Consider the following 24,199-nt stretch of genomic DNA (forward strand, 5'->3'; position numbering starts at 1 on the left):
TCTCCTCACCCCATTCCCCTGAAATGATTAATAAAATCCTGTCAAAACAAAATACAGAAAGCAAAATACTTTTCATGATTAGAAAGGGGGTAAAGTGTTAAATAGCGTCTATCATTATCAGAATTATCTGATCATTTTTCGTGGCATTTTTGCGATCAGATAACAATAGAAAATTGATAAAAATAACGGGATTTCAATGACTACGCACAACTTCAATACCCTGGACTTATTAACCAGTCCTGTCTGGATCGTTTCCCCCTTCGAGGAACGGTTAATTTATGCCAATAGCGCAGCGCAACTGTTGATGCAAGAACTCACTTTTAGTCAGCTACGAACCGGCCTCTATTCCGTCTCCTCTCAAAACGAACTACCAAAATATCTCGTAGACCTGCATAACCAGCTCGATATTGTAGAAATTCTCACGGTCAAGCGTAGTGGTGAAGAGACAGCACTAAGCTGTCGGTTGACCCTCAAAGAGATTAGTGATTCTGGGGAAGTGATTATATTTGAAGGACTGGAGACACCCGCAAGTCTGGGCTTAAAAGCCAGCCGCTCTGCAAATTATCAGCGTAAAAAACAAGGGTTTTATGCGCGTTTTTTTCTGACTAATTCCGCGCCAATGCTGTTGATAGATCCCTCGCGTGATGGCCAAATTGTCGACGCCAATGTGGCCGCACTCAATTTCTATGGCTATAACCATGAAACAATCTGTCAGAAACACACCTGGGAAATTAATATTCTTGGGCGTCGCGTGATGCCTGTCATGCATGAAATTTCGCGTTTACCCGGCGGGCATAAGCCACTTAACTTTGTGCATAAATTGGCCGATGGCTCCACTCGCCATGTGCAAACTTATGCCGGGCCAATTGAGATTTATGGCGACAAGTTAATGTTATGCATCGTACATGATATTACCGAGCAAAAAAGGCTGGAACAACAACTGGAACACGCTGCTCACCATGACGCGTTGACGGGATTACTTAACCGCCGACAATTTTATCACATCACCGAGCAAGGCCAAATGCAGCATCTCGCAATCGCTCAGGATTACAGTTTGTTGCTTATCGACACCGATCGTTTTAAGCATATTAATGACCTGTACGGTCACCAGAAAGGTGACGAAGTTTTATGCGCATTGGCACGTACGCTCGAAAGCTGCGCTCGCAAAGGCGATATGGTGTTTCGGTGGGGAGGTGAAGAGTTCGTCTTATTATTACCCAGAACCCCGCTGGATACCGCAATTTCTCTCGCTGAAACTATCCGATTGAGCGTGGCAAAAGTGAGTATCTCTGGCCTACCGCGTTTTACGGTCAGCATTGGCGTGGCACATCACGAAGGCAATGAAGGCATCGATGAACTGTTTAAACGCGTAGATGATGCGTTGTATCGGGCGAAAAATGATGGACGCAACCGCGTACTGGCGGCTTGATATTTTCAATAGCGCGGAAGCGTCAATGAATTATCGACTGCGTTTAGCGTGACGCTCCCAGTTTTCTTGTTTCGCCTGCGCTGTTTTACGCAGTGCAACGTAACACGCCCCGCTGCCGCCATGATGCGGTAGCGCGGTGCAATAAGCTTGTACGTCATCAAACTCTGTCAGCCAACGTGCGACATAACTACGGACAATGTTGGCATGAGATTTATCTTCCCTGCCTTTGCCATGAATAATCAGCACATTACGCAAACCATCCACCCGCGCCTGATGAATAAAACTAAACACCATTTTGCGGCACTCTTCCACCGACTGGCGAAGTAAATTCAGACTAGCCTGTTGCGGATATTTGCCGCTGCGTAGTTTATCGATCACCCCATGTTGCAAGCCTTCCCGACGAAACTCCAGTGGCTGATTTAGCGGGATGATGTCGAGAAATCCAGTGGTGAGGAAATTATCAAGTTGCAGCGTGTCTATACGCTGCGGCGCACGTTGGTTACGCACAGGATGCCAGTGGACATCAGTAGCGCGCTTCAGTGGTTGGACATCTTCCATGGCGTCAAGAAACAGCGATTTGTCGTCAAGGTTCATGTAACCTCCTATGTACCTTCGCACGTCGTGATTCAGACGGGTTAATTGTTCATACATCTGATACTTGCTGCATCGTTCACTTCGCAAGTTGAAACAACATCTGGTTCTATACCAGCGAGTCTCCCCGCAGGCGGGGCATTTTATACCAGCCTGGTTGCAGTATCGAACAGTTTAGGTCGGGAGTGAGCCTGCACAGGCCCTAATTAAGGCGATTTCTCCATCACATGAACCAATATATGATGAAGGTAATTCGTTGCACCTCGCCTGAAATATACTTAAGCAAGCTATTCGGCAATTTGTTTAAACGCTGCTCAGGTTAATCACCCGCTAAATTCACCAGTCGATTAACGATGCATGATTATTCAATCACGAGATGAACGGCTTAACTTATATTTTCGTGAAATCTGTCACTGAAGAAAATTGGCAACTGATGGGCAAAACCGTTATAACACTGTCACCGGCTGACAGGAAGCAGGCCGGATTCAAGACGCGGATGCACTGCTGTGTGTACTGTAGAGTCTGGCGGATGTCGACAGACTCTATTTTTTTATTCATTTATTTGCATTGCAGATAACCACATTCTCGCCGGAGTCGGGAAAAGTAACGAAGCGGCAGCCGCATATCGCGGGGAAATCCACTTCAGCGCTATCGATAAAACCGGACGCTGGTCCAGGTACCTATTATTCATTAGTCTTACCGTACCCTCTTATCTTCTTGTGGTATGGCTGCGAATGTTGCTGACGTGGTATCTTGTCGGCCTGCTGATTAGCCTGGGGGTTATTTACCCACATTTATCTTAAGAGAGAACGGATGCTGAAATTACTTGAAGAAAAAATTGCCACGCCACTGGGTCCACTGTGGGTGATTTGCGATGAACAATTTCGTCTGCGGGCAGTTGAGTGGGAAGAGTATAGCGATCGCATGGTGCAATTGCTGGACATCCATTATCGCAAAGAAGGTTATGAGCGTATTTCTGCCACCAATCCCGGCGGGTTAAGCGATAAACTTCGTGATTATTTTGCCGGTAATCTAAGCATTATTGATTCCCTACCCACCGCCACCGGCGGCACGCCATTTCAACGGGAAGTATGGAAAACGCTTCGCACTATCCCGTGTGGACAGGTAATGCATTACGGTCAACTGGCAGAACAACTAGGCCGCCCTGGGGCCGCGCGTGCCGTCGGCGCAGCCAACGGTGCAAACCCGATCAGTATTGTTGTGCCTTGTCACCGGGTCATTGGCCGAAACGGCACGATGACAGGATATGCAGGCGGAGTGCAGCGAAAAGAGTGGTTATTGCGCCATGAAGGTTATCTTTTACTGTAAACATTAAGCAATTTGTGCCTGCTTGTTCACACTTTTACGTAAAGTTACCCTTAACAATCTAAGGTTTTTCAATTAGATAGACATAAATTTACATCTATTATCGGAATTCTCCGCTGTTAAGGTTTGCTTAGACTTACTTGCTCCCTAAAAAGATGTTAAAATTGACAAATATCAATTACGGCTTGAGCAGACCTATGATCCCGGAAAAGCGAATTATACGGCGCATTCAGTCTGGCGGTTGTGCTATCCATTGCCAGGATTGCAGCATCAGTCAGCTTTGCATCCCGTTCACACTCAACGAACATGAGCTCGATCAGCTTGATAATATCATCGAGCGAAAGAAGCCTATTCAGAAAGGCCAGACGCTGTTTAAGGCTGGTGATGAACTTAAATCGCTTTATGCCATCCGCTCCGGTACGATTAAAAGTTATACCATTACAGAGCAAGGCGACGAGCAAATCACTGGTTTTCATTTAGCAGGCGATCTGGTGGGTTTCGATGCCATAGGCAGCGGTCATCATCCAAGCTTCGCCCAGGCGCTTGAAACCTCGATGGTGTGTGAAATCCCATTCGAAACGCTGGACGATCTGTCTGGTAAAATGCCTAATCTGCGCCAACAGATGATGCGTCTGATGAGCGGCGAAATCAAAGGCGATCAGGACATGATCCTGCTGTTGTCGAAGAAAAATGCCGAAGAACGTCTGGCTGCATTCATCTATAATCTGTCCCGTCGTTTTGCCCAACGCGGCTTCTCCCCTCGTGAATTCCGCCTGACGATGACTCGTGGCGATATCGGTAACTATCTGGGTCTGACGGTAGAAACCATCAGCCGTCTGCTGGGGCGCTTCCAGAAAAGTGGCATGCTGGCAGTCAAAGGGAAATATATCACCATCGAAAATAACGATGCGCTGGCCCAACTAGCCGGTCATACACGCAACGTCGCCTGATTTTTCCGCATAACTCACTATCCTTCTGTCATATCATTAAATTTTTCTCATTTATTGATCTGGCAGAAGGTTCATCACTGTTTCATTCACCAGATCTGGGTTACTCTTTTAATACAAACTGCATTGACAGTTGTTGTAAGGAGACTCTGTATGGCTATGTATCAGAACATGCTTGTTGTTATCGATCCTAACCAGGACGATCAACCCGCATTACGGCGAGCTGTTTATTTGCATCAACGGATTGGTGGCAAAATTAAAGCCTTTTTGCCTATTTATGACTTCTCATACGAGATGACTACCCTACTCTCCCCAGACGAGCGGACCGCTATGCGTCAGGGCGTCATTAGTCAGCGTACTGCGTGGATCCACGAGCAGGCGAAATATTATCTTAACGCTGGCGTTCCCATTGAAATTAAAGTGGTCTGGCATAACCGTCCTTTCGAAGCCATCATTCAGGAAGTACTTAGCGGTGGGCACGATCTGGTGCTAAAAATGGCGCACCAACATGACCGCCTGGAAGCGGTGATTTTTACGCCAACAGACTGGCACCTGTTACGCAAATGCCCAAGCCCGGTGTGGATGGTGAAAGACCAGCCGTGGCCGGAAGGGGGTAAGGCGCTGGTGGCGGTGAATCTCGCCAGTGAAGAGCCGTATCATAATGCGCTCAATGAAAAACTGGTGAAAGAGACGATCGAGCTGGCGGACAAGGTCAACCACACCGAGGTACATCTGGTTGGTGCTTATCCAGTCACCCCCATCAATATTGCGATTGAACTGCCAGAATTTGATCCAAGCGTTTATAACGATGCTATTCGCGGACAACATTTATTGGCGATGAAAGCCCTGCGGCAGAAATTCAGCATTGACGAGAAAATGACGCATGTCGAAAAAGGTCTGCCAGAAGAAGTGATTCCCGATTTAGCAGAGCATTTACAGGCTGGCATTGTGGTTCTGGGAACCGTAGGACGCACGGGTATTTCCGCGGCATTCCTTGGCAACACGGCGGAACAAGTGATTGATCATCTTCGCTGCGACCTGCTGGTGATTAAACCCGACCAATACCAGACACCTGTCGAACTGGATGACGAAGACGACGATTAATCGTTCGTCACTTGCTTTCAAGGCCCGAAGTTACGGGCCTTTTCTTTTACTTACTTCTCCTCACCACCGAGGAAATAAATACCCAGCGGGATTGCCAGTAACACGGTAAAGACCAGGCTATAGACAAAAATCATTGACGACTGAATCACATACATTGATGTCGTCCATTCGGACAGCGGGATATTGTATTGTTCAATAACACCACCGATAGTCGCGCGAGTCACGACCGACGCCGCAATAATGAAAACCGCCAACAAACCTACGAGAAACTTTCTCCCCTTCGCTGACTTCAGTTTCGCCATGATCATAATGTAATCCTTTTGCAGATAAACCCTTTGTTACTTGTGTGTAACAATACCATGACATTTTGACGTTGTCTGCTCTGAAAGCAATAGATTGTCGCGTAACATATCATCAACTCGTTGATAAATTCGCTAATGTTGCTACTTCCTTCCCTGACTATTGATGATATGCATGAGTTATCGCGATAAAATAACCCCGCCAGGGGTTTCCGGCATGACGTCAACAATCTGGAGGAGCCTGATAAAACAATGATCGCTGAACTGTTTACAAATAATGCGCTTAATCTTGTCATTATTTTCGGTAGCTGCGCAGCATTGATTCTTATGAGCTTTTGGTTTCGCCGTGGAAATCATAAAAGAAAAGGATTCTTATTCCACGCAGTACAATTTTTAATCTACACCATAATTATCAGTGCTGTCGGTAGCATCATTAATTATGTCATTGAAAACTATAAACTCAAATTTATCACACCGGACGCCATTGATTTTATCTGTACGTCCCTGATAGCCCTTATCCTGACGGTTAAATTATTCCTTCTAATCAATCAGTTTGAAAGGAAGCAGATTAAAAAAGGCCGCGATATTACCAGTGCACGGATTATGTCGCGGATCATTAAAATCAGCATCATCGTCGTCATTGTTCTGCTCTATGGCGAACATTTCGGCATGAGCCTCTCTGGCTTGCTGACTTTTGGTGGAATTGGTGGTCTTGCAGTGGGTATGGCCGGTAAGGATATTCTGAGCAACTTCTTTTCCGGCATTATGCTCTATTTTGATCGCCCCTTTAGTATTGGCGACTGGATCCGTTCTCCTGACAGAAATATCGAAGGAACGGTGGCAGAAATTGGTTGGCGAATTACTAAAATCACCACATTTGATAATCGTCCACTATACGTGCCGAACTCGCTGTTTTCGTCTATCAGCGTAGAAAACCCCGGTCGAATGACCAACCGTCGTATTACCACGACCATTGGTTTACGTTATGAAGATGCGGCTAAAGTGGGCGCTATTGTCGAAGCGGTACGCGAAATGCTTAAAAATCATCCCGCTATCGATCAGCGGCAGACCCTATTGGTTTATTTCAACCAGTTTGCCGATTCGTCGCTAAATATTATGGTTTATTGCTTTACTAAAACCACGGTTTGGGCCGAATGGCTTGCCGCCCAGCAGGACGTATATTTGAAAATTATCGATATTGTACAGTCGCATGGCGCAGATTTTGCTTTCCCCAGCCAGACGTTGTATATGGAGAATAACACACTACCAGAACAGGTGAAGTAACAACCCGTAGAAACTGGATGGCGATATGATTATTCGCCATCCAGAATTATTTATTATTCAATTGACAGCAGCCAACGCGACATTATTCTCACCTGCTTTAAACTGAACATATTGTTCCTCAGTACCAAAGAAAACTTCCGACTCCGTACTGTGACCGATCCCCGGCACCGTTTCATTCCCTGAATATTGCCAAAGCGTCCAGGGATTACGCCCTTCAAGCTTCACACCGGCTTGTCCCCAATATCCCATCCACACCATATACTGCTCGAATCGGCTATCCATGAAATGTGACAGGTTATTATGATTACCATAAAATATGGGCGTTTTATGATAATTTTGGTAGATTAAATCGGCAAAACGCAAAATATCATTACGTGCATTAGCCATTCCAGATTTTTTAAAACAAGTCAGTTGAGTTGCATCTTCACCTTCAGGATTCACCAATAAAATACCGGGCGGCAACATTTTCGTATCTGCCGGCAGGAGACTTTTTGCCGTTTCCAATTGCGCCTCAGGAGATCGACAAAAATCAAATTTGAAATAGCCTCCACGGTCAAATTTGGAATCTGCTAATTGTTTCCAGTGAGACTTAAATGATGAGTCGGGACCTCTCCAGCCAACCACTCTCGCATACACAAAACGCGCAGACGATTTTTCCTGAAACAATTTCCAGTCTATTTCACCATCGTTAGAAGAAATATCATGTCCGTGAATCGGGTAAATTTCCGGCGTTTTAAAAATACGAATGTCAGGACGGTTGGGAATTGCACTTACGGGGCCATAAGGAATCTCAATCGATTTATTATCTTTTTCCTGACTATCTGCGGGGACAGGGTCTGGCTTATCAATCGAGAATGAGGCCACATCAATATTAGTAAACTCCCCTGCTTTACCTGCAGCCAGCTGAGTCTTATTATCCAGACGACTTGCCGCAGGTTCATTGATGAAGAAGAATCCCCCCGGCCCCGCGGGCATTTCAGTTGCACCTATCCAGGCATCGCTCAAATGTAATCCCTTACCTTGTTCATCCAGTTTTTCATTAATATCTGAATATTGATCATTAACATAGATAAATAAACTCAACGTTCTGGTTATTCCGGCGTAGTATTCCTTTTTTCCATCTACCTTTACCATATACGACTTACCAAAACGTTCATCGGCAACACCATTCGTTACGCCTTTGATAATTGTATCGAAAAAGACACTACCGCGCTTTGCCTCCAGTGAGTAAACCTCTGTTTTATCATCACCGGCAGCTATTGCATACGCACCGGGATTAGTATACGAGTTAGAATTACCCGCTCCGATAGTCATGCCATACAAGCCAGAACCAAAGCAAGCATTGACTAAAGTCAGAACATGGAAATAACGCTTTGCCAGAATATTAAGTTGTGTGTTCAGAGCTGGCATTTCATACATGCCTTTGGAACCATCAATATCTATAGCGTTGCTCAATACAAATGCAGGAGCTTTATCAGAATTACCATTTTGAGTGCCAAAACGACCATGCCCTGAATAAGCAATTAACAAGCGAGCTTTATTATCAAACATCATCCCTCTGGCTGGTAAATATTCTTTTAAAAAATAATTAATATTATCTAATGAAGCTTCCTGATCTCTCAGTAAAATAACCTCATCAAACTTCTGTCCATTGATAAGAAAATCAGCCATTCTTTGGCCATCCACCGCGGCTGCCGGAATATCTGCATGTAATAGTGGATATTTTGAAATTGCAATAATCAATCCGATGGAGCGAGTTTTCGCCGCATCCTGATCGGGTATTTTTAACGCATCACTGATCCGGATATCCAGTTTCCCTGGGTTTTCTGGCCCATAGTGGACAAAAAAGTGACAATATTCATCAGGGACCATTGCGCCATTTTTGCAAATGTCATCTGCACGGACACCAGTCATTCCCAGTGATATTCCTGCAATTAACAGCCTCAGGACCATTTTACATAAATTTGACCATCGCCTGTTCATGATTTAAAACTCCTGCACACCCAGAGTAGAATAAAACTCAGCGGTCGGGCCCTTATAAATACTGGCATCGAATTTCTTACTTGATCCCAAATTAAGCTGCGCAGCATCGGTAAACTGCCAGATTGCCCATTTTGTCTGGTTAATTGAACGCGGCGTTTCGCTGGCCTGTGCCTGATTGGAATAATCAGCCAGCCACAGATTATGTTCTGCAACCTGGGCAAAACTTTTCTCTCCGCCGACGGCATCTTTCCACCACGCACGCGCAGTGTAGATAACCGGTTTACGCCCTAAATCGGCTTCTACCTGCGCGGTGAATGCCTTGATCATAGTGATTATTTCAGTGGGTTTACGCTTCTGCCAGCGGTCCTTACCCGTTGATGAATCTATATCCCACTCAACATCCACCGCCGGTGGCATATCTGTCGCCCTTAAACCACCGTTGGCTTTAATAACTTTAACAAACGTCATTGCCTGCTTGCGTCCCCACAATTCCGCGTCGTCTGCCGGTGTGCCACTGGAAAGAAAGTGGTAGGCCCCACGGTGAAGTTTTATCCCTCGTTCAGTATCCCCGGCCCTCTGCCAAAAACCGGCGAATTCAGGATCAACATAACGCGTTCCTTGACTGGACTTCATATACAAGAACACAGACTTATTTTTTGCCAACAATTCGATCGGGAAGTTTTTACCGTTATGATGGCTGATATCCACACCAAATAAAGAACTTGGCCGTGGTTGATTTAATACCGAATCGTAAGTGACATCAGCCGGGAATTTAAAATATTTTTTTACAGCAAAGGAATCAAACTCTTTATCACGAGAAGGATCCGATTCTAGTATTTTCACAAACAATTCTTGTCGTGAAAGATCATTCGTTAAGTTTTCCAGTCCCAGCGACGTGGCATCGGGCAGTGATTCTGCGGCCAGACTTAAAGAAGGATAATGAAGGAGTAATAACGAGATAACTAAAGGAATAGCTGAGGATTTTTTCATTTTACCACCCCATTTTAGCTGTGTGTCTTTTTGCGAATGAAGATTTTCGCAAAGAACGCAATACACTTGCGTTGTAAAGAAAAGTAAAGCACAGCTTATATTGGGAGTATGTAATACACCTTTTAAATAAAATATTTGATTATTCTTTACGTTGGGTATTGGCAGAAAAATTCAAATAATTATCTTGTGGGTGATTTTTTATAGGGGGGAATTTAAAAAATAAGGTATTTTATGGGGATTGTTAAATCCGGCGCGCATATACGCGCCAGATGACATCATATTAATGCTTCACAATATACATTGTGCGGCTATAGGCCACATCTTCCGGGTTATTAATTGGATAACCTTTCAACCACGGTTTGATTAATCGCCCATTGGTATACTGGTAAATCGGTGCAATAGGCGCTTGTTCTATGAGAATTTTCTCTGCCGCGTTGTAATCGGCATTGCGCGCCTTAACGGTATTTTCAGTCGATGCCTGGGCCAGCACTTTATCGTATGCCGGATTACTAAAACGTGAAATATTTCCCGAGTGCGTTGACGTTAACAGCGTCAGGAAGGTAGACGGTTCATTATAGTCCCCAACCCATGATGCGCGGATTACGTCAAAATTACCGGTGTTACGGCTGTCGATATAGGTCTTCCATTCCTGATTTTGCAATTTGACGTCCACACCAAGATTCTTTTTCCACATTGACGCTACGGCAATCGCAATTTTCTGGTGGTTTTCTGAAGTGTTATACAACAGCGTCAGTTTCAACGGCTTCTGGGGTCCATAACCGGCAGCACTTAGCAATGTTTTCGCCTGAGCGTTCAGTTCTTCCTGACTCATTTGTTCAAATGGTGAGGGTTCCGGCGTAAATCCGGCGGTAACATCTGGCGTAAAATGCCAGGCTGGTTTTTCACCAGTGCCTAATACTTTTTCCGTCATCAGGCGACGGTCAATCGTCATACTTAATGCCAGACGGACACGTTGATCTGCCGTCGGCCCTTTTTGCGTATTGAAGGCATAATAATAAGTCCCCAACTGCGGCGGCGTATAAACCTGTCCAGGAATATCCTTCAACAGCTTTTGATACATATTTTTCGGGAAGGATTCGGTGATATCAATATCACCTGCAAGATAACGTTTCGTGGCTGCGGATTCCTGATTAATTGGCAGGAAGGTCACTTTCTGCAGCACCGTTTTGGCGTTATCCCAATAATGGGTATTCGGTACAACCACCAGCTTTTCATTCACCACGCGCTCTTTAAGAACATAAGCGCCATTGCCGATAAGTTTCCCTGGTTTCGTCCAATCTTTACCGCTTTCAACGTTGGATTTTTGTACCGGGAAGAAGGCAAAGTTGGCCGTCAAATTAACAAACCACGGCAATGGCTTATCAAGCTGGATTTTCAAAGTATGGGCATCAACTGCGGTGACGCCAAGCTGGTCAGGCGTGGCTTTCCCATCAATAATCGCTTGTGCGTTGTTGATTCCCGCCAGCGCGGCAAACCAGGCAAATGGCGACAACGTTTTCGGGTCTACCAGACGTTGCCAGCTATAGACAAAATCTTGCGCCGTTACCGGTGTGCCATCCGCCCACTTTGCGTTATCGCGCAGGGTAAAAGTCCAGATACGGTTGTCATTACTTTTCCACTGAGTCGCAACGCCGGGGACAATCTCCCCTTTTTCATTCTGATTCACGAGTCCTTCAAACAAATCGCGAATCACCTGAATCTCCGGCAAACCTACTGCTTTCGCGGGATCTAATGATGCAGGCTCATCCTTAATATGACGCACCAGCTCCTGCTTGTCTGCCAGTACTGTGCCACTCGGAACATCAGCAGCATACGAAAGAGAAATGCTGCTGACTAACAGCGCACAACAAGTTACTGAAACAGAGTGCTTCATAAGTTACCCTCAAACCGACGTTAATATTGATGCGTAATTATTTGTTTCTCCTTGAAGAAATGCAAATAACTTCCGGCAAAAAAGTGACACAGGGAGCATCAAATGTTTTAAGTATCAATATATCACATTAGATTTAGTGTAAATAATAGACTCCAGAACGCGGCAAAGCCTATAGAACGCCGAACACTACGTTCGGGTTTCGCACGTTCAAACCCGTTTTCAGTATCATAATCAGCATCTGTCGCCATTGTACGAAGAATAAAAAACGACCAAAACGTTGAAAGGAACTGAGAATACGTTAAGAAAAGAATTAAATTAATGTACCAGTAAGTAGTACTAAACAGCACCTTTATACTTCAGCCTATCTATAAATAATGAGAATGCCGAGCCAGCATGTCGACGATGTGGATAGTACAGGTGATAACCGGGTAAATCTGGTGTGAATTTATCCAAAACACGTATCAGTTTTTTTTCTTTAATAGCCAGCTCAACCTGATCATAAGGTAGATACGCCAATCCATGCCCATCAATTGCAGCATCAATGATCAGGTCTATAGTATTCAGTAAAAGCTGACCTTCCATGCGAACACGAACTTCACGTCCACCGCGTATTAATCTCCAGCGATTTGCTGTACCCGATGTGGGAAGATACAAATTAATTGCCTGATGATCTATTAATTGTGACACTGACGTTGGAACACTTCGGCGGGAAAAATAATCCGGTGAGCCAACAATAGCCATTGGTATATCTGGCCCGATTCGAATGGCAATCATATCTTTATCCATCTCCCCACCCAGACGGACGCCTGCATCAAAACGTTCAGAAACGACATCGGTCAAACCATAATCAATGGTAAGGTGAATATCAATTTCAGGATGCGATTTCAGGAATGTGCGCATGGCTGGTAACAATATCGTTTTTGCTGCATGTTCTACAGTAGTAATACGTATTGTCCCGGATGGGCGGTTCTGCAGATCGCTCAGGGATGTCAGGGCAGAATCTATGTCATGTAACATAGGGCCAAGAATAGACAAAAGATGCTCGCCCGCTTCAGTTGGTACAACACTGCGCGTGGTTCGCGTCAGAAGCCGCAATCCCAATCGTTCTTCTATACGGCGCACTATCTGGCTTAAAGCTGACTGCGCCATGCTCAGGCGGGCTGCTGCGCGAGTGAAGCTACGCTCCTCTGCAACGACGACAAACGCCATCAGATCAGCGATCTCTTCACGCTTCATTCAGTATCTCCATACAATCTATTAATCATTTAAATGATAGGTCTAATCATGATTTTGGGTCTAATCAACTTAATGATCAATATCTATAGTGATATCACCAACCGTTAAAACGAACCAACAACTCCATGAGGAACGGAATGATGAATAATAAAGTCAGCTTCACTAACAGCAATAATCCAGCAATCTCTTTGTCTGCAGTAATCTATTTCCCTCCAAAATTTGATGAAACCCGTCAGTATCCGGCAATTGTGGTATCTCACCCCGGTGGGGGCGTGAAAGAACAAACGGCCGGAACCTATGCCGAAAAACTGGCGGAAAAGGGATTTGTCACCATTGCTTATGACGCATCTTATCAAGGTGAAAGTAGCGGCGAGCCGCGTCAGTTAGAAAACCCATACATTCGTACTGAAGACGTCAGTGCCGTGATTGATTACCTGACAACTCTTTCTTACGTCGACAATACCCGAATTGGTGCGATGGGAATTTGTGCCGGTGCAGGATATACAGCCAATGCTGCAATTCAGGATCGCCGCATCAAGGCCATCGGTACCGTTAGTGCGGTCAATATTGGTTCGATGTTCCGTAATGGTTGGGAAAACAATGTGAAATCTATTGATGCCCTACCACACATTGAAGCGGGTTCAAACGCCCGAACCAGCGATATTAGCAGCGGAGAATACGCCATTATGCCACTGGCTCCAATGAAGGAGTCCGATGCGCCGAACGAAGAACTGCGTCAGGCCTGGGAGTATTACCACACCCCTCGGGCGCAGTATCCAACAGCACCGGGTTACGCTACTTTGCGCAGCCTTAACCAGATTATTACCTATGATGCTTACCATATGGCGGAAGTGTACCTGACTCAGCCAATACAGATTGTGGCGGGCAGCCAGGCAGGAAGCAAATGGATGAGTGACGACCTGTACGATCGAGCATCAAGCCAGGATAAACGCTATCACATTGTTGAAGGCGCAAACCATATGGATCTTTATGACGGCAAAGCCTATGTGGCTGAAGCAATTTCAGTACTGGCTCCGTTCTTTGAGGAAACGCTGTAATGAAACATATTCAAATCCGCAATAGTGATATGGCCTGGCATATTGCTGCCAATAATCTGGGAAAAGTTTCATGAAAAATGTACTGTTTCTTGGTGCTGGCGGTCAGATAGCCCGCCATGTGATTAATCAACTGGCAGATAAGCAAACCATTAAACAAACTTTATTTGCCCGTCAGCCAGCAAAAATCCACAAACCCTATCCAACTAATAAAATGCAAACAACTTCCGGCAAAAAAGTGATACAAGATCGATAGCATAGCGTGAAGAAAAGGATTTGATAATCCACAAAATTTGCACAACACTGCCTGTAACACTTCTATTATCAGAGACGATTATGACCGTGACCCGCCCACGCGCCGAACGCGGCGCTTTCCCCCCAGGAACTGAACATTACGGACGTTCATTATTGGGTGCGCCGCTGCTCTGGTTTCCGGCCCATGCCGCCAGCAGCGAAAGTGGTTTGATTCTTGCTGGTACCCACGGCGATGAGAATTCTTCCGTCGTCGCCCTCTCCTGCGCATTACGCACATTAACACCGTCTCTGCGCCGCCATCATGTAGTGCTCTGTGTGAATCCCGACGGTTGCCAGTTGGGTCTACGGGCTAATGCCAATGGTGTGGATTTAAACAGGAACTTTCCCGCTGCCAACTGGAAGGAAGGAGAAACGGTATATCGCTGGAACAGTGCCGCCGAAGAGCGCGACGTTGTCTTGCTGACCGGAGATAAACCCGGCTCCGAACCTGAAACCCAGGCGTTATGCCAGCTCATTCACCGCATTCAACCCGCCTGGGTCGTCTCGTTCCACGATCCGCTGGCGTGTATCGAAGATCCCAAACACAGTGAATTAGGTGAATGGCTGGCCCAGGCGTTTGAATTACCACTGGTAAGCAGCGTCGGCTACGACACTCCCGGTTCCTTTGGCAGTTGGTGTGCTGATCTGAACTTGCACTGTATCACTGCCGAATTTCCGCCCATCTCCGCCGATGAAGCCAGCGAAAAATATCTTTTTGCGATGGCGAATTTACTGCGCTGGCATCCTAAAGATGCAATTCGCCGGTCGTAAACTGGAGAGCCGGTTCCACATCCGCCGCCAGCCAGGTCGGACCGTCGAGATCGGCGAAGCTGACCTGCGGCGCCAGCGGTAACGCCGCACTAATGGCGCGTGAGGTGCATAACATGCAGCCCAACATCAGGCTGAAACCTTGTGCACGCGCTTCTGTTGCCAGCGCCAACGCTTCCGTCAGGCCCCCGGTTTTATCAAGCTTGATATTAACCATCTCATAGCGCCCTTTCAGCGCCTTCAGGTTGCTGCGGGTATGACAACTTTCATCTGCGCAAATAGGCAATGGATGGATAAAATTCTCCAGCGCCGCATCGTCCTGAGCCGGGAGAGGTTGCTCCAGCATTGCGACGCCTAAATCGGCCAGCAACTGGCATCGCGCCGCCAGTCCTTCCGCACGCCACGATTCATTGGCATCAACAATCAACGTCGCATCCGGTACTGCCGCACGAATCGCCACCATCCGCTCGCTGATAAGATGATTATCCAGCTTCACTTTTAGTAATTTAGCCCCAGCCTGCCATAATGCTGCGGCACTGCCTGCCATCTGATCCGGCGTACCGATCACTACAGTTTGCGCAGTGGTGATAGTTTCAGGGAGAGATATACCGATAAGTTCAGCCAGCGTCTGTTGCTGTTGTCGTGCGGCAAGATCCCACAGCGCACAATCCAGCGCATTACGCGCCGCACCGGCAGGCAGAACTTTTTGCAACTCTGCGCGCGTCAGCCCTTTTTCCAGTTGTGGGAGCACGCTCAATATTTGCGCCATGACTGAGGCATCACTTTCGCCATAGCGCGGATAAGGCGTGCATTCTCCAGTACCTTTGACGCCTTCTTCTTCCAGCTCAACCACCACCACGCGCGCTTCACTGCGGCTTCCCCGCGCAATAACAAACGGGGTATGTAACGGCCAGGCTTCCTCAAATACCTTAACGGTTCTCATCTTTACTCCTTGTTGCCGCGGTGGTCTGCGGATTAAGCGCAAATAGCGATTGCTGTGTTATTGACAGTTAGCATAAACTAGGCATGACGTTAACTATATGTAAACAGGAAAGATAATCATGTCACAAATCGTTCATTTCCAGGGCAACCCGGTTACAGTCGCCAATTCCATCCCGCAAGCGGGTAGCAAAGCGCAGACTTTTACTCTCGTGGCAAAAGATCTGTCTGACGTCACCCTCGGTCAGTTTGCGGGTAAACGCAAAGTGCTGAACATTTTCCCGAGCATTGATACCGGTGTTTGCGCCGCATCAGTACGTAAGTTTAACCAACTGGCAACCGAAATCGACAACACGGTTGTGCTGTGCATCTCCGCCGATCTGCCGTTTGCTCAGTCTCGTTTCTGCGGCGCGGAAGGTCTGAACAACGTTATCACTCTCTCCACTTTCCGTAACGCTGAATTCCTGCAAGCTTACGGCGTTGAGATCGCTGAAGGCCCACTGAAAGGTCTGGCGGCACGTGCGGTTGTGGTAATTGATGAAAATGATAATGTGATTTTCAGTCAGTTGGTAAATGAAATCACCACCGAGCCGGATTACGAAGCAGCTCTCGCGGTACTGAAAGCGTAAATTATTATGCCTGATGGTATTGCGCCATCAGGCATTTATCCCACTTATTCTTCGCTCTTCTTCTGACTCAATCCATATTCCCGCAATTTATTGGCAATCGCGGTGTGAGAAACGCCCAAACGTTTTGCCAGTTTACGCGTACTGGGGTAATTGCGATAAAGCTGGGTTAATACCGAACGTTCAAAACGGCTGGTGATTTCGTCCAGCGAACCTTCCATTGCATCTTCACCAACGGCCACTGTTGCAGCGTCATAATCCGGCAGCAAAATATCCTGCGGACGCAGTTCATAACCTTCCAGTTGCGTCAGTGCGCGGTAAATGGCGTTTTTCAACTGCCGCACATTACCCGGCCATGCATAACGCGTAAGCACGGTATTCAGATCTGCAGCCAGTTTCGGACGCGGCACTCCCTGTTCGTCAGCAAACCGGGCAACAAACAACTCGGTTAACGGCATAATGTCCTGTGGACAGTCGCGCAGCGGCGGCAGATTTAACGTCAGCACGTTCAGACGATAATAGAGATCTTCGCGGAACATGCCTTTTTGCACCAGCTCGACCAGATTCTTCTGCGTCGCGCAAATTACCCGCACATCGACATGCACTTCGTGGTCTTCCCCAACTCGACGGAAAGTGCCATCGTTGAGAAAACGCAATAATTTTGCCTGCATTCGCGGCGACATTTCGCCAATCTCATCCAGCAAAACCGAGCCGCCGTTCGCCTGTTCGAAGAATCCTTTTTTCCCCTCAGGCGCATGTCCGAACAGTTCGCTCTCTACTGCATCTTCTGGAATAGAAGCGCAGTTCAGAGCCAGATAAGGTTTACTCGCTCGCGGGCTTGCCTGATGACAAGCGTAAGCAAAGAGATCTTTGCCCGTGCCGGTATCCCCCGTGATCAGCAGTGGTGCGCTTAACATTGCCAACTTTTGCGCCTGCTCTACCGCGTGCTTCATTTTAGGACTGATGGCGACAATCTGACTAAAGGCGCTGACATCCTGCGCAGCCACATTTTGCAACTGACGGCCCATACGGATTGTTGAGCGCAGCATCACTACCGCACCGGTCAGGACATGCTGGTCGTTTTCATCCTGAAGATAGACAGGCGTTATCTCCATCAGGAAATTTTGTCCATTAATCACTACATGTTCGTTATGTGAATCCTGCGGGTCGCTCTCAAGCCAACGTAAAAAATTAAATCCGTTAATCAATTGCGCAGCGGTATGATTGCGTAAGCGATCCAGTTTTTGCCCGAATAGCTGACAGCTCGCCGGATTTGCCATGTCCACTTTGCTTTTCATATCGACAGAAAGCACGGGCTCAGGCAATGCTTCAAGCAATGCGCTCAACGCCTGATGTTCTCGCTCGGAAGGCATCCACGGCACAGTGCGCACATCGGTAACGCCCACAATACGGCGTATTTCCGCCATCAAACTGCTGAAACTGTCAAAATCCAGTTCGGCAAAATTCAGGTAAATCCGCCCGATTGGGTCAATCTCAATACCGCGTAAATCGATGCCTCTTAGCACCAGTAGATCAAGCAATTCGCGGGTCAGACCGAGTCGGTCTTCACAAAAGACTTCCAGACGCATGGGAACCTTCACATGAAAAAGAACAATAAATATGATGATATGACACTATTCGAGTAGCAGGAAGGTTTCTGTCAACAAACATTGACACAACGATGGATAAACGGGCACTTCGGCGTAAAGGTATCCGATCAGCGCCCGAAAGTGCGCTAATTTTCGCCGGACGTTTTGCTCTTTTGTAACGTCTCTTTTACCTGACCGATAAGCTGACGACGGAAATCCCCGAGGCGAGGTTTGTCATCGTCAATCCACGGTAGCGGGCGGCAAAGCTCCATAGCTTTAATCCCCAGTCGCGCCGTCAGAAGCCCAGCACCAATCCCCTGAGCTGCGCGAGTAGACAAGCGCGCGGCGAGATCCTGCGACATCCAGTCCATCCCCACTTCACGTACCAGTTCGCTGGCCCCGGCGAAAGCGATATTCAGTAACACCAGTTTAAACAGACGCAAACGGCTGTAATACCCCAGTTCAATGCCATACAGCGTGGCGATACGATTAATCAAACGCAGATTGCGCCAGGCGATAAACGCCATATCCACCAGCGCCAGTGGGCTAACAGCAATCATTAACGTTGATTCCGCCGCTGAGCGACTGATTTCGCGCCGCGCCTGAGCATCTAAAACCGGCTGGACCAGGTGAGCATACAGGCTGACCACTTCACGATCGTTCTGCGTTTCATGGATTGAGGCATACCAGCGTTGCAGCGCAGGATGAGACTGATCGATACCCGCCTGCTGCGCCAGTTTTTCGCAAAATGCGCGCCCTTTACCCGTGCCGTGACTGTGCAACAAATCGCGCGCTTCGTCGCGTTCGTGGGCACGCTGTCGCAAGCGCCATAAGCGCCGCCACTCTGTTACCACAGATCCTACGCCAGCGCCAATAATCAATGCCCCAGCGGCACACCCACCCAGCGCCACCCAGTCCTGAGTTTGCCAGGCGTTCATTGTCCACTGCACTCCCTGACCAACAACGCTTGCGCCAAACAGAGCCAGCCCGCCCATCACCATTTTGCGCCACAGACTGCGTTTCGGACGTAATGCTGCGTCCATTACCGCTTCAACTTGCCCCTCTTCTTCCTGCGCTTCGTCGAGCGTGGCCGGGGCAAAATTTTGCGCCTGATTTTCGTCGAAGGTCTGCTGCGCCCTGAATTTTGGATTCTGATCGACCTCCAGCGGACCGTCGAAATCAATACGTGGTTTTAACGGTTCGGTCATCGCAATTTATCTCCTATTAAAAATTCCAGCGCAGCATCAAGGCGAATGTGCGGTAGCGGTTTGTCGACATCCATCACCTGCGGACGAAACGCCTCAAACTGGAAGCCTTGCTTATCCCAGAACGCCTGACCGGGCAAACGTGCGGGAACTTCGCCAGGATAAACAGTGAGCGGTGCGCCATCGCTGAGTCGATTACCGCGCAGCGCCGGGATTTTCTCACCGTTAACATCAATAATGCCGCTGGTGGTCGCCTGAACTGACGCCAGCCCCAGACAATCCATACTGATCCCTTCGAACGCCGCATTTTGCCAGGCATCCTGAATCAGTTGTTGCAGTAATGAAACCATATTGGCGTGCTGATCAATGGTCACATGATCCGCTTTAGTCGCGGCAAACAACAGCTTATCGATAACCGGCGAGAACAAGCGCCGGAACAGCGTGCGCTGCCCGTAATGGAAACTCTGCATTAATTGCGTCAACGCCAGACGCATGTCATTAAATGCCTGCGGTCCACTGTTGAGCGGTTGCAGGCAGTCCACCAGCACAATCTGGCGGTCAAAGCGCAGAAAATGATTCTTATAGAACCCCTTCACCACTTTCTCGCAGTAATAATTAAACCGCTCGCGCAGCATTCCTGCATTGGTATGCTTATCGGCCTGCGCGAGTTTGGACTCGCCCCAGGCATCGACATCCGGCCACGGGAAGAATTGCAGCGCGGGCGCACCGGCCATATCGCCAGGCAAAACAAAGCGCCCAGGCTGAATAAAGTGCAGCCCCTGCTGTTTACAGTGGTGGAGATAATCGGTCCACGCGGCGGCAATGTCTGCCAGTCGGTTTTCGTCGGCAGGCGCTAACGGGTCCAGACCTTCGCACATCATCCGCCATTTCGCCGACCACACGCCGCGCTGACCATTGAGCAAGCCTGTCATCTGCCGCGACCAGCTTAAGTAATCCTGCGCCAGCATCGGCAGGTCGAGCAGCCATTCGCCGGGATAATCCACAATCTCCAGATACAGCGTGGAGGTGTCTTTGAAGTGGCGCAACAGTGAATCATTCGATTTATAACGCAACGCCAGACGAATTTCGCTGACACCGCGCGTTGGCGTCGGCCAGGCGGGAGGATCGCCATATAACTGCGCCAGGCCTTCGTCGTAAGTAAAACGCGGGATGCCAAAATCACGTTGAGGAATACGCTTCACACCCAGCAGGCGCTCTTCGCGCACCGCGCTTAATAGCGGCAGCCTGGCTCCTGCGTGAATATTAAGCAACTGATTAACCATCGCGGTGATAAACGCTGTTTTGCCGCTGCGGCTAAGTCCGGTTACAGCGAGGCGCAGATGTCTGTCGACACCCCGATTCACCAGCGCATTAAGTTCATTTTTAAGTCGCTTCATTGCTATCCTGTGCTGCTCTGAAGACCAGAAAATAATCATTCATATGGATATGAATGTGGGGTCAGGCCATTGATTATCAACTGCCCGTGTTGTCATCGACGGGCGAACTCCATAAGATGTGCAGCATTCACGTTCGGACGGAGTTCCTGACCTATGTCCCCTACTATTTATGATATTGCCAGAGTTGCAGGCGTATCAAAATCCACCGTATCACGCGTGCTGAATAAGCAAACCAATATCTCCCCGGAAGCGCGCGAAAAAGTGTTACGGGCCATTGAAGAATTACAGTATCAACCAAACAAGCTGGCCCGCGCGCTGACCTCTTCGGGTTTTGATGCAATTATGGTGATTTCAACCCGTTCGACCAAAACTACGGCGGGTAATCCGTTTTTCTCTGAAGTTTTGCATGCCATCACCGCCAAAGCGGAAGAAGAAGGTTTCGACGTGATATTACAGACGTCGCACACCCCGGCAGAAGACTTACAAAAGTGTGAAAGCAAAATTAAGCAGAAAATGATTAAGGGCATTATTATGCTAAGTTCGCCAGCGGATGAGTCATTTTTTGCCCAACTCGATAAATACGAGATCCCGGTGGTGGTGATCGGTAAAGTTGAAGGTCAATATAGCCATGTTTATTCCGTCGATACCGATAATTATGGCGACAGTATTGCGCTCACCGATGCGTTAATTGAAAGTGGGCATAAAAATATTGCCTGCCTGCATGCTCCGCTTGATGTCCATGTTTCGGTTGACCGCGTTAATGGTTATAAGCAAAGTCTGTCTGCACATAACATTGCTGTGCGTGATGAATGGATTGTTGATGGTGGTTATACTCATGAAACAGCATTAAAAGCAGCACGGCAATTATTAAGTCAGTCACCGTTACCTGAGGCGGTGTTCGCCACTGACAGCCTGAAATTAATGAGCATTTATCGTGCGGCGGCAGAGAGAAATATTGCTATTCCGCAGCAGTTAGCGGTGGTGGGTTACAGCAATGAAACGCTGTCGTTTATATTAACGCCTGCACCGGGCGGCATCGATGTTCCGACGCAGGAGTTAGGTCAACAAAGCTGCGAGTTATTATTCCGCTTAATTGCCGGAAAACCATCACCACAAAATATCACCGTTGCCACACATATGTCGTTAAAATAAATACCAGACGTAGGCCGGATAAGGCGCTCGCGCCGCATCCGGCAATTTAGCTCATTATCAGAACGAGTAATTTACGCCGACACCTGCATAATGGAATTTATCGCTGTCGCCTTCGTCGTGATCCTGCCACTCAAACGCGTATTCCAGCGAAACGGAAAGACCATTCTGGAAATCATAACCGTAAAATAAACCAACACGGTTAAAATCATGGCCTTCACGTTCAATATCATCCTGCCAGTCCCAGTTACTCCAGCGATCCAGCCCAATGCGCGTATACGGCGTCACCGAGTGGTTGCCGAGCGTCAGCGGCAAATAGGCGCGAATTTCTTGCGTGGAAAACTCACCGTTATTGCGGCTGTCGTCCATATTGAAGCCGCGCTCGAGATAATAGTTCACTCGCAAGGCAACCGTTTCGTTGAAGGTATATTGCAGACCTGTTTCCGTTTCGACACGGGTATCAGCGTAACCGGTCGTGTTCAGATCGTTGGCAAATTTATACATCGACAACCAACCGTTGAAACGTAAATCGTCAGTCAGTTTCACATCCCAATCTGGCGCGATTTTCCAGCGCTGCATATTCGCCGTGTCTTTACCCGGTTCATCAACGTAGTGATAACCATAATTACGGAAACCGCCGGTCAGGCCGAAACTGAAATCATCGCTTTCGAGGAACTGATAATGCACCTCCAGCTCCGGGCGATCAAACCACGTTCCACGTTTACCCGCGCTATAATCTACCGGCCCTTCCTGATAATAGGCCAAAGAAATTCTCCACGGCCCGTTGGCGGCATTAAAATAGACAGAAGGCTCCGCCAGCCCATCCATATCTTCGCCATAACCCTCGACGTTTTCTATTTCGTACATCGCGCCGATATTAAAGTGCCAGTCGTTCTTTTCCTCGGCCTGTGCGCAGGCCATTCCCGCACACATCACCAGTGCGGTACAGGGTAATAACTTTTTCATTATTGTTCCTTGTATTATCCTGGGGGAATGCCTTCCCCCTGTATTTAGCGAATTGCTATTTCCGTTTCTGCATCAAAGAAATGACATTTAGTCATATCAAAATGAATAGTGATATTTTCTCCTGCATGATAATCATTTAACGCACCAGCACGGACCACTAACTCGTGCCCCCCAACCGTGGTGTAGAGCATAAATTCCGCACCGGTTAATTCTGCCACGCTAATTTTGGCGGAGATGTTATTTTCCTCTTGCGCGTCCGGATGAATATCTTCCGGGCGTATTCCCATCACGATGGGCTTATGCAAACTTTCCTGTGTTTTCAGAACCGCTAATTTCTCTTCGGGAATGGTTAATTTAAGCGTTTCCGTAACGAATTTATCGCCATCGATCGTGCCGCGAATAAAATTCATCGCCGGTGATCCAATAAATCCGGCAACAAACATATTCGCCGGTTGGTTATAAACCGTTTTCGGTGCCCCCACCTGCTGAACAATCCCATCCTTCATAATCACAATCCGCGTCGCCATGGTCATCGCTTCGGTCTGATCGTGGGTCACGTAAATCATGGTAGTGTTCAGTTTCTGATGCAGCTTGCTGATCTCTGCGCGCATTTGCACACGCAGCTTTGCATCAAGGTTAGAGAGCGGTTCATCCATTAAAAACACACCCGCTTCGCGCACAATCGCCCGCCCGAGCGCCACACGCTGGCGTTGCCCGCCGGAAAGCGCCCCCGGCTTGCGTTTCAGGTACTCACGCAGGCCGAGAATTTGCGCCGCCCAGTTCACCCGCTCATCAATCACCTCTTTAGCGATTTTTTGCATCTTCAGGCCAAACGCCATGTTGTCGTAGACCGTCATATGCGGATACAGCGCGTAGTTCTGGAACACCATCGCAATATTGCGCGCTTTGGCTGGAACGTCATTCATTCGTTTGCCGTCGATCAACAGATCGCCGCCGCTGATCTCCTCAAGCCCGGCAATCATGCGCAGGGTGGTCGACTTACCGCAGCCCGACGGGCCGACAAACACGATGAACTCTTTATCGGCAATTTCCAGGTTGAAGTTCTTCACCACATGCACCTGGTTATCGTAGATTTTTTGAATATGTTGTAACGAAAGCTGAGCCATG

The 24,199-nt window shown here is 47.8% G+C and carries 21 protein-coding genes and 3 pseudogenes; 12 read left to right on the forward strand and 12 right to left on the reverse strand.

Features of this window, described 5'->3' with window-relative positions; all coding sequences use genetic code 11:
• Nucleotides 1-196 precede the first annotated feature (196 nt).
• Complete coding sequence (locus tag D9742_RS07030; protein WP_130236421.1) at nucleotides 197-1,429, forward strand: sensor domain-containing diguanylate cyclase; 1,233 nt, start codon at nucleotides 197-199, stop codon at nucleotides 1,427-1,429.
• A 30-nt stretch (nucleotides 1,430-1,459) separates the two neighbouring features.
• Here the strand turns inward: D9742_RS07030 and smrA are convergent, their stop codons facing one another.
• Nucleotides 1,460-2,023 carry a DNA endonuclease SmrA gene (smrA, locus tag D9742_RS07035; protein ID WP_130236422.1) on the reverse strand — a complete coding sequence of 188 codons (564 nt, stop codon included), beginning with the start codon at nucleotides 2,021-2,023 and terminating at the stop codon, nucleotides 1,460-1,462.
• Between the two features lie 287 nt (nucleotides 2,024-2,310).
• On the opposite strand from smrA, the pseudogene D9742_RS23775 reads away from it, so the two are divergent.
• The 5 genes and pseudogenes from D9742_RS23775 to uspE form a co-directional block, all read left to right on the forward strand.
• A pseudogene (locus D9742_RS23775) lies at nucleotides 2,311-2,400 on the forward strand (AraC family transcriptional regulator); the annotation flags it as partial.
• Nucleotides 2,401-2,677: 277 nt separating this feature from the next.
• A pseudogene (locus D9742_RS23235) lies at nucleotides 2,678-2,823 on the forward strand (AbgT family transporter); the annotation flags it as partial.
• Between the two features lie 10 nt (nucleotides 2,824-2,833).
• On the forward strand, nucleotides 2,834-3,349 hold the full coding sequence (gene ogt / locus D9742_RS07040) for a methylated-DNA--[protein]-cysteine S-methyltransferase (protein WP_130236423.1): 516 nt from the start codon (nucleotides 2,834-2,836) through the stop codon (nucleotides 3,347-3,349).
• Between the two features lie 194 nt (nucleotides 3,350-3,543).
• Nucleotides 3,544-4,296 carry a fumarate/nitrate reduction transcriptional regulator Fnr gene (gene fnr / locus D9742_RS07045; RefSeq protein WP_000611911.1) on the forward strand — a complete coding sequence of 251 codons (753 nt, stop codon included), beginning with the start codon at nucleotides 3,544-3,546 and terminating at the stop codon, nucleotides 4,294-4,296.
• 150 nt (nucleotides 4,297-4,446) lie between these two features.
• Complete coding sequence (gene uspE, locus D9742_RS07050; protein ID WP_130236424.1) at nucleotides 4,447-5,397, forward strand: universal stress protein UspE; 951 nt, start codon at nucleotides 4,447-4,449, stop codon at nucleotides 5,395-5,397.
• A gap of 50 nt (nucleotides 5,398-5,447) precedes the next feature.
• On the opposite strand, the gene D9742_RS07055 is transcribed toward uspE, so the two are convergent.
• Nucleotides 5,448-5,705 carry a DUF2534 family protein gene (locus D9742_RS07055; protein WP_130236425.1) on the reverse strand — a complete coding sequence of 86 codons (258 nt, stop codon included), beginning with the start codon at nucleotides 5,703-5,705 and terminating at the stop codon, nucleotides 5,448-5,450.
• Nucleotides 5,706-5,948: 243 nt separating this feature from the next.
• Here D9742_RS07055 and ynaI point away from each other — a divergent pair, with 243 nt between their 5' ends.
• On the forward strand, nucleotides 5,949-6,980 hold the full coding sequence (gene ynaI, locus D9742_RS07060; RefSeq protein WP_130236426.1) for a low conductance mechanosensitive channel YnaI: 1,032 nt from the start codon (nucleotides 5,949-5,951) through the stop codon (nucleotides 6,978-6,980).
• Between the two features lie 57 nt (nucleotides 6,981-7,037).
• Here the strand turns inward: ynaI and D9742_RS07065 are convergent, their stop codons facing one another.
• The 4 genes from D9742_RS07065 to pgrR form a co-directional block, all read right to left on the reverse strand.
• Entirely contained in the window at nucleotides 7,038-8,963 is a 1,926-nt protein-coding gene (locus D9742_RS07065; RefSeq protein WP_130236427.1) for a GH25 family lysozyme, read from the reverse strand.
• 3 nt (nucleotides 8,964-8,966) lie between these two features.
• Complete coding sequence (locus D9742_RS07070) at nucleotides 8,967-9,953, reverse strand: GH25 family lysozyme (RefSeq protein ID WP_130236428.1); 987 nt, start codon at nucleotides 9,951-9,953, stop codon at nucleotides 8,967-8,969.
• Between the two features lie 280 nt (nucleotides 9,954-10,233).
• A complete protein-coding gene (gene mppA, locus D9742_RS07075) occupies nucleotides 10,234-11,847 on the reverse strand; it encodes a murein tripeptide ABC transporter substrate-binding protein MppA (RefSeq protein ID WP_130236429.1) in 1,614 nt (537 codons plus the stop codon).
• Nucleotides 11,848-12,183: 336 nt separating this feature from the next.
• A complete protein-coding gene (gene pgrR / locus D9742_RS07085) occupies nucleotides 12,184-13,083 on the reverse strand; it encodes a DNA-binding transcriptional regulator PgrR (RefSeq protein ID WP_130236431.1) in 900 nt (299 codons plus the stop codon).
• Between the two features lie 137 nt (nucleotides 13,084-13,220).
• Here pgrR and D9742_RS07090 point away from each other — a divergent pair, with 137 nt between their 5' ends.
• From D9742_RS07090 to mpaA, 3 genes and pseudogenes are all read left to right on the forward strand, one after another.
• Nucleotides 13,221-14,141, forward strand: coding sequence for an alpha/beta hydrolase (locus D9742_RS07090; RefSeq protein WP_130236432.1), 921 nt, complete (start codon nucleotides 13,221-13,223; stop codon nucleotides 14,139-14,141).
• A 70-nt stretch (nucleotides 14,142-14,211) separates the two neighbouring features.
• Nucleotides 14,212-14,349: pseudogene (locus D9742_RS07100) on the forward strand (NAD-dependent dehydratase); the annotation flags it as partial.
• 125 nt (nucleotides 14,350-14,474) lie between these two features.
• The gene (mpaA, locus tag D9742_RS07105) at nucleotides 14,475-15,203 is read left to right on the forward strand and encodes a murein tripeptide amidase MpaA (RefSeq protein WP_130236433.1); all 729 of its coding nucleotides are present in this window, start codon (nucleotides 14,475-14,477) and stop codon (nucleotides 15,201-15,203) included.
• Here mpaA and ycjG read toward each other — a convergent pair.
• Nucleotides 15,178-16,143 (reverse strand): L-Ala-D/L-Glu epimerase, encoded by a 966-nt coding sequence (gene ycjG, locus D9742_RS07110; RefSeq protein ID WP_130236434.1) that lies wholly within the window; start codon nucleotides 16,141-16,143, stop codon nucleotides 15,178-15,180. The two genes, mpaA and ycjG, sit on opposite strands and share 26 nt — an antisense overlap.
• A 118-nt stretch (nucleotides 16,144-16,261) precedes the next feature.
• Between ycjG and tpx the strand changes: the two genes are divergently transcribed.
• Nucleotides 16,262-16,768: a thiol peroxidase gene (gene tpx / locus D9742_RS07115; protein WP_064527317.1), complete on the forward strand. Its 507-nt coding sequence runs from the start codon at nucleotides 16,262-16,264 to the stop codon at nucleotides 16,766-16,768.
• Nucleotides 16,769-16,812: 44 nt separating this feature from the next.
• Here tpx and tyrR read toward each other — a convergent pair whose 3' ends face one another.
• The 3 genes from tyrR to D9742_RS07130 form a co-directional block, all read right to left on the reverse strand.
• Nucleotides 16,813-18,354, reverse strand: coding sequence for a transcriptional regulator TyrR (gene tyrR, locus D9742_RS07120; protein ID WP_130236435.1), 1,542 nt, complete (start codon nucleotides 18,352-18,354; stop codon nucleotides 16,813-16,815).
• Nucleotides 18,355-18,500: 146 nt separating this feature from the next.
• Nucleotides 18,501-19,562, reverse strand: coding sequence for a YcjF family protein (locus D9742_RS07125; RefSeq protein WP_130236436.1), 1,062 nt, complete (start codon nucleotides 19,560-19,562; stop codon nucleotides 18,501-18,503).
• Nucleotides 19,559-20,956, reverse strand: coding sequence for a YcjX family protein (locus tag D9742_RS07130; RefSeq protein WP_130236437.1), 1,398 nt, complete (start codon nucleotides 20,954-20,956; stop codon nucleotides 19,559-19,561). Before D9742_RS07130 ends, D9742_RS07125 begins: the two co-directional genes overlap by 4 nt.
• Before the next feature lie 153 nt (nucleotides 20,957-21,109).
• On the opposite strand from D9742_RS07130, the gene D9742_RS07135 reads away from it, so the two are divergent.
• The gene (locus D9742_RS07135) at nucleotides 21,110-22,108 is read left to right on the forward strand and encodes a LacI family DNA-binding transcriptional regulator (RefSeq protein WP_130236438.1); all 999 of its coding nucleotides are present in this window, start codon (nucleotides 21,110-21,112) and stop codon (nucleotides 22,106-22,108) included.
• Between the two features lie 57 nt (nucleotides 22,109-22,165).
• Here the strand turns inward: D9742_RS07135 and ompG are convergent, their stop codons facing one another.
• Nucleotides 22,166-23,071 (reverse strand): monomeric porin OmpG, encoded by a 906-nt coding sequence (ompG, locus tag D9742_RS07140; protein WP_000735247.1) that lies wholly within the window; start codon nucleotides 23,069-23,071, stop codon nucleotides 22,166-22,168.
• A 44-nt stretch (nucleotides 23,072-23,115) separates the two neighbouring features.
• Nucleotides 23,116-24,198 (reverse strand): ABC transporter ATP-binding protein, encoded by a 1,083-nt coding sequence (locus tag D9742_RS07145; RefSeq protein ID WP_130236439.1) that lies wholly within the window; start codon nucleotides 24,196-24,198, stop codon nucleotides 23,116-23,118.
• Nucleotide 24,199 lies beyond the last annotated feature (1 nt).

Source organism: Escherichia sp. E1V33 (genome assembly GCF_004211955.1).
Classification (GTDB): Bacteria; Pseudomonadota; Gammaproteobacteria; order Enterobacterales; family Enterobacteriaceae; genus Escherichia.

What these genes read in the sequence shown, in the direction of transcription:
- D9742_RS07030 (WP_130236421.1), top strand. Translation starts at nt 197, where the DNA reads ATGACTACGCACAACTTCAATACCCTGGACTTATTAACCAGTCCTGTC.
- smrA (WP_130236422.1), bottom strand. Translation starts at nt 2,023, where the DNA reads ATGAACCTTGACGACAAATCGCTGTTTCTTGACGCCATGGAAGATGTC.
- ogt (WP_130236423.1), top strand. Translation starts at nt 2,834, where the DNA reads ATGCTGAAATTACTTGAAGAAAAAATTGCCACGCCACTGGGTCCACTG.
- fnr (WP_000611911.1), top strand. Translation starts at nt 3,544, where the DNA reads ATGATCCCGGAAAAGCGAATTATACGGCGCATTCAGTCTGGCGGTTGT.
- uspE (WP_130236424.1), top strand. Translation starts at nt 4,447, where the DNA reads ATGGCTATGTATCAGAACATGCTTGTTGTTATCGATCCTAACCAGGAC.
- D9742_RS07055 (WP_130236425.1), bottom strand. Translation starts at nt 5,705, where the DNA reads ATGATCATGGCGAAACTGAAGTCAGCGAAGGGGAGAAAGTTTCTCGTA.
- ynaI (WP_130236426.1), top strand. Translation starts at nt 5,949, where the DNA reads ATGATCGCTGAACTGTTTACAAATAATGCGCTTAATCTTGTCATTATT.
- D9742_RS07065 (WP_130236427.1), bottom strand. Translation starts at nt 8,963, where the DNA reads ATGAACAGGCGATGGTCAAATTTATGTAAAATGGTCCTGAGGCTGTTA.
- D9742_RS07070 (WP_130236428.1), bottom strand. Translation starts at nt 9,953, where the DNA reads ATGAAAAAATCCTCAGCTATTCCTTTAGTTATCTCGTTATTACTCCTT.
- mppA (WP_130236429.1), bottom strand. Translation starts at nt 11,847, where the DNA reads ATGAAGCACTCTGTTTCAGTAACTTGTTGTGCGCTGTTAGTCAGCAGC.
- pgrR (WP_130236431.1), bottom strand. Translation starts at nt 13,083, where the DNA reads ATGAAGCGTGAAGAGATCGCTGATCTGATGGCGTTTGTCGTCGTTGCA.
- D9742_RS07090 (WP_130236432.1), top strand. Translation starts at nt 13,221, where the DNA reads ATGATGAATAATAAAGTCAGCTTCACTAACAGCAATAATCCAGCAATC.
- mpaA (WP_130236433.1), top strand. Translation starts at nt 14,475, where the DNA reads ATGACCGTGACCCGCCCACGCGCCGAACGCGGCGCTTTCCCCCCAGGA.
- ycjG (WP_130236434.1), bottom strand. Translation starts at nt 16,143, where the DNA reads ATGAGAACCGTTAAGGTATTTGAGGAAGCCTGGCCGTTACATACCCCG.
- tpx (WP_064527317.1), top strand. Translation starts at nt 16,262, where the DNA reads ATGTCACAAATCGTTCATTTCCAGGGCAACCCGGTTACAGTCGCCAAT.
- tyrR (WP_130236435.1), bottom strand. Translation starts at nt 18,354, where the DNA reads ATGCGTCTGGAAGTCTTTTGTGAAGACCGACTCGGTCTGACCCGCGAA.
- D9742_RS07125 (WP_130236436.1), bottom strand. Translation starts at nt 19,562, where the DNA reads ATGACCGAACCGTTAAAACCACGTATTGATTTCGACGGTCCGCTGGAG.
- D9742_RS07130 (WP_130236437.1), bottom strand. Translation starts at nt 20,956, where the DNA reads ATGAAGCGACTTAAAAATGAACTTAATGCGCTGGTGAATCGGGGTGTC.
- D9742_RS07135 (WP_130236438.1), top strand. Translation starts at nt 21,110, where the DNA reads ATGTCCCCTACTATTTATGATATTGCCAGAGTTGCAGGCGTATCAAAA.
- ompG (WP_000735247.1), bottom strand. Translation starts at nt 23,071, where the DNA reads ATGAAAAAGTTATTACCCTGTACCGCACTGGTGATGTGTGCGGGAATG.
- D9742_RS07145 (WP_130236439.1), bottom strand. Translation starts at nt 24,198, where the DNA reads ATGGCTCAGCTTTCGTTACAACATATTCAAAAAATCTACGATAACCAG.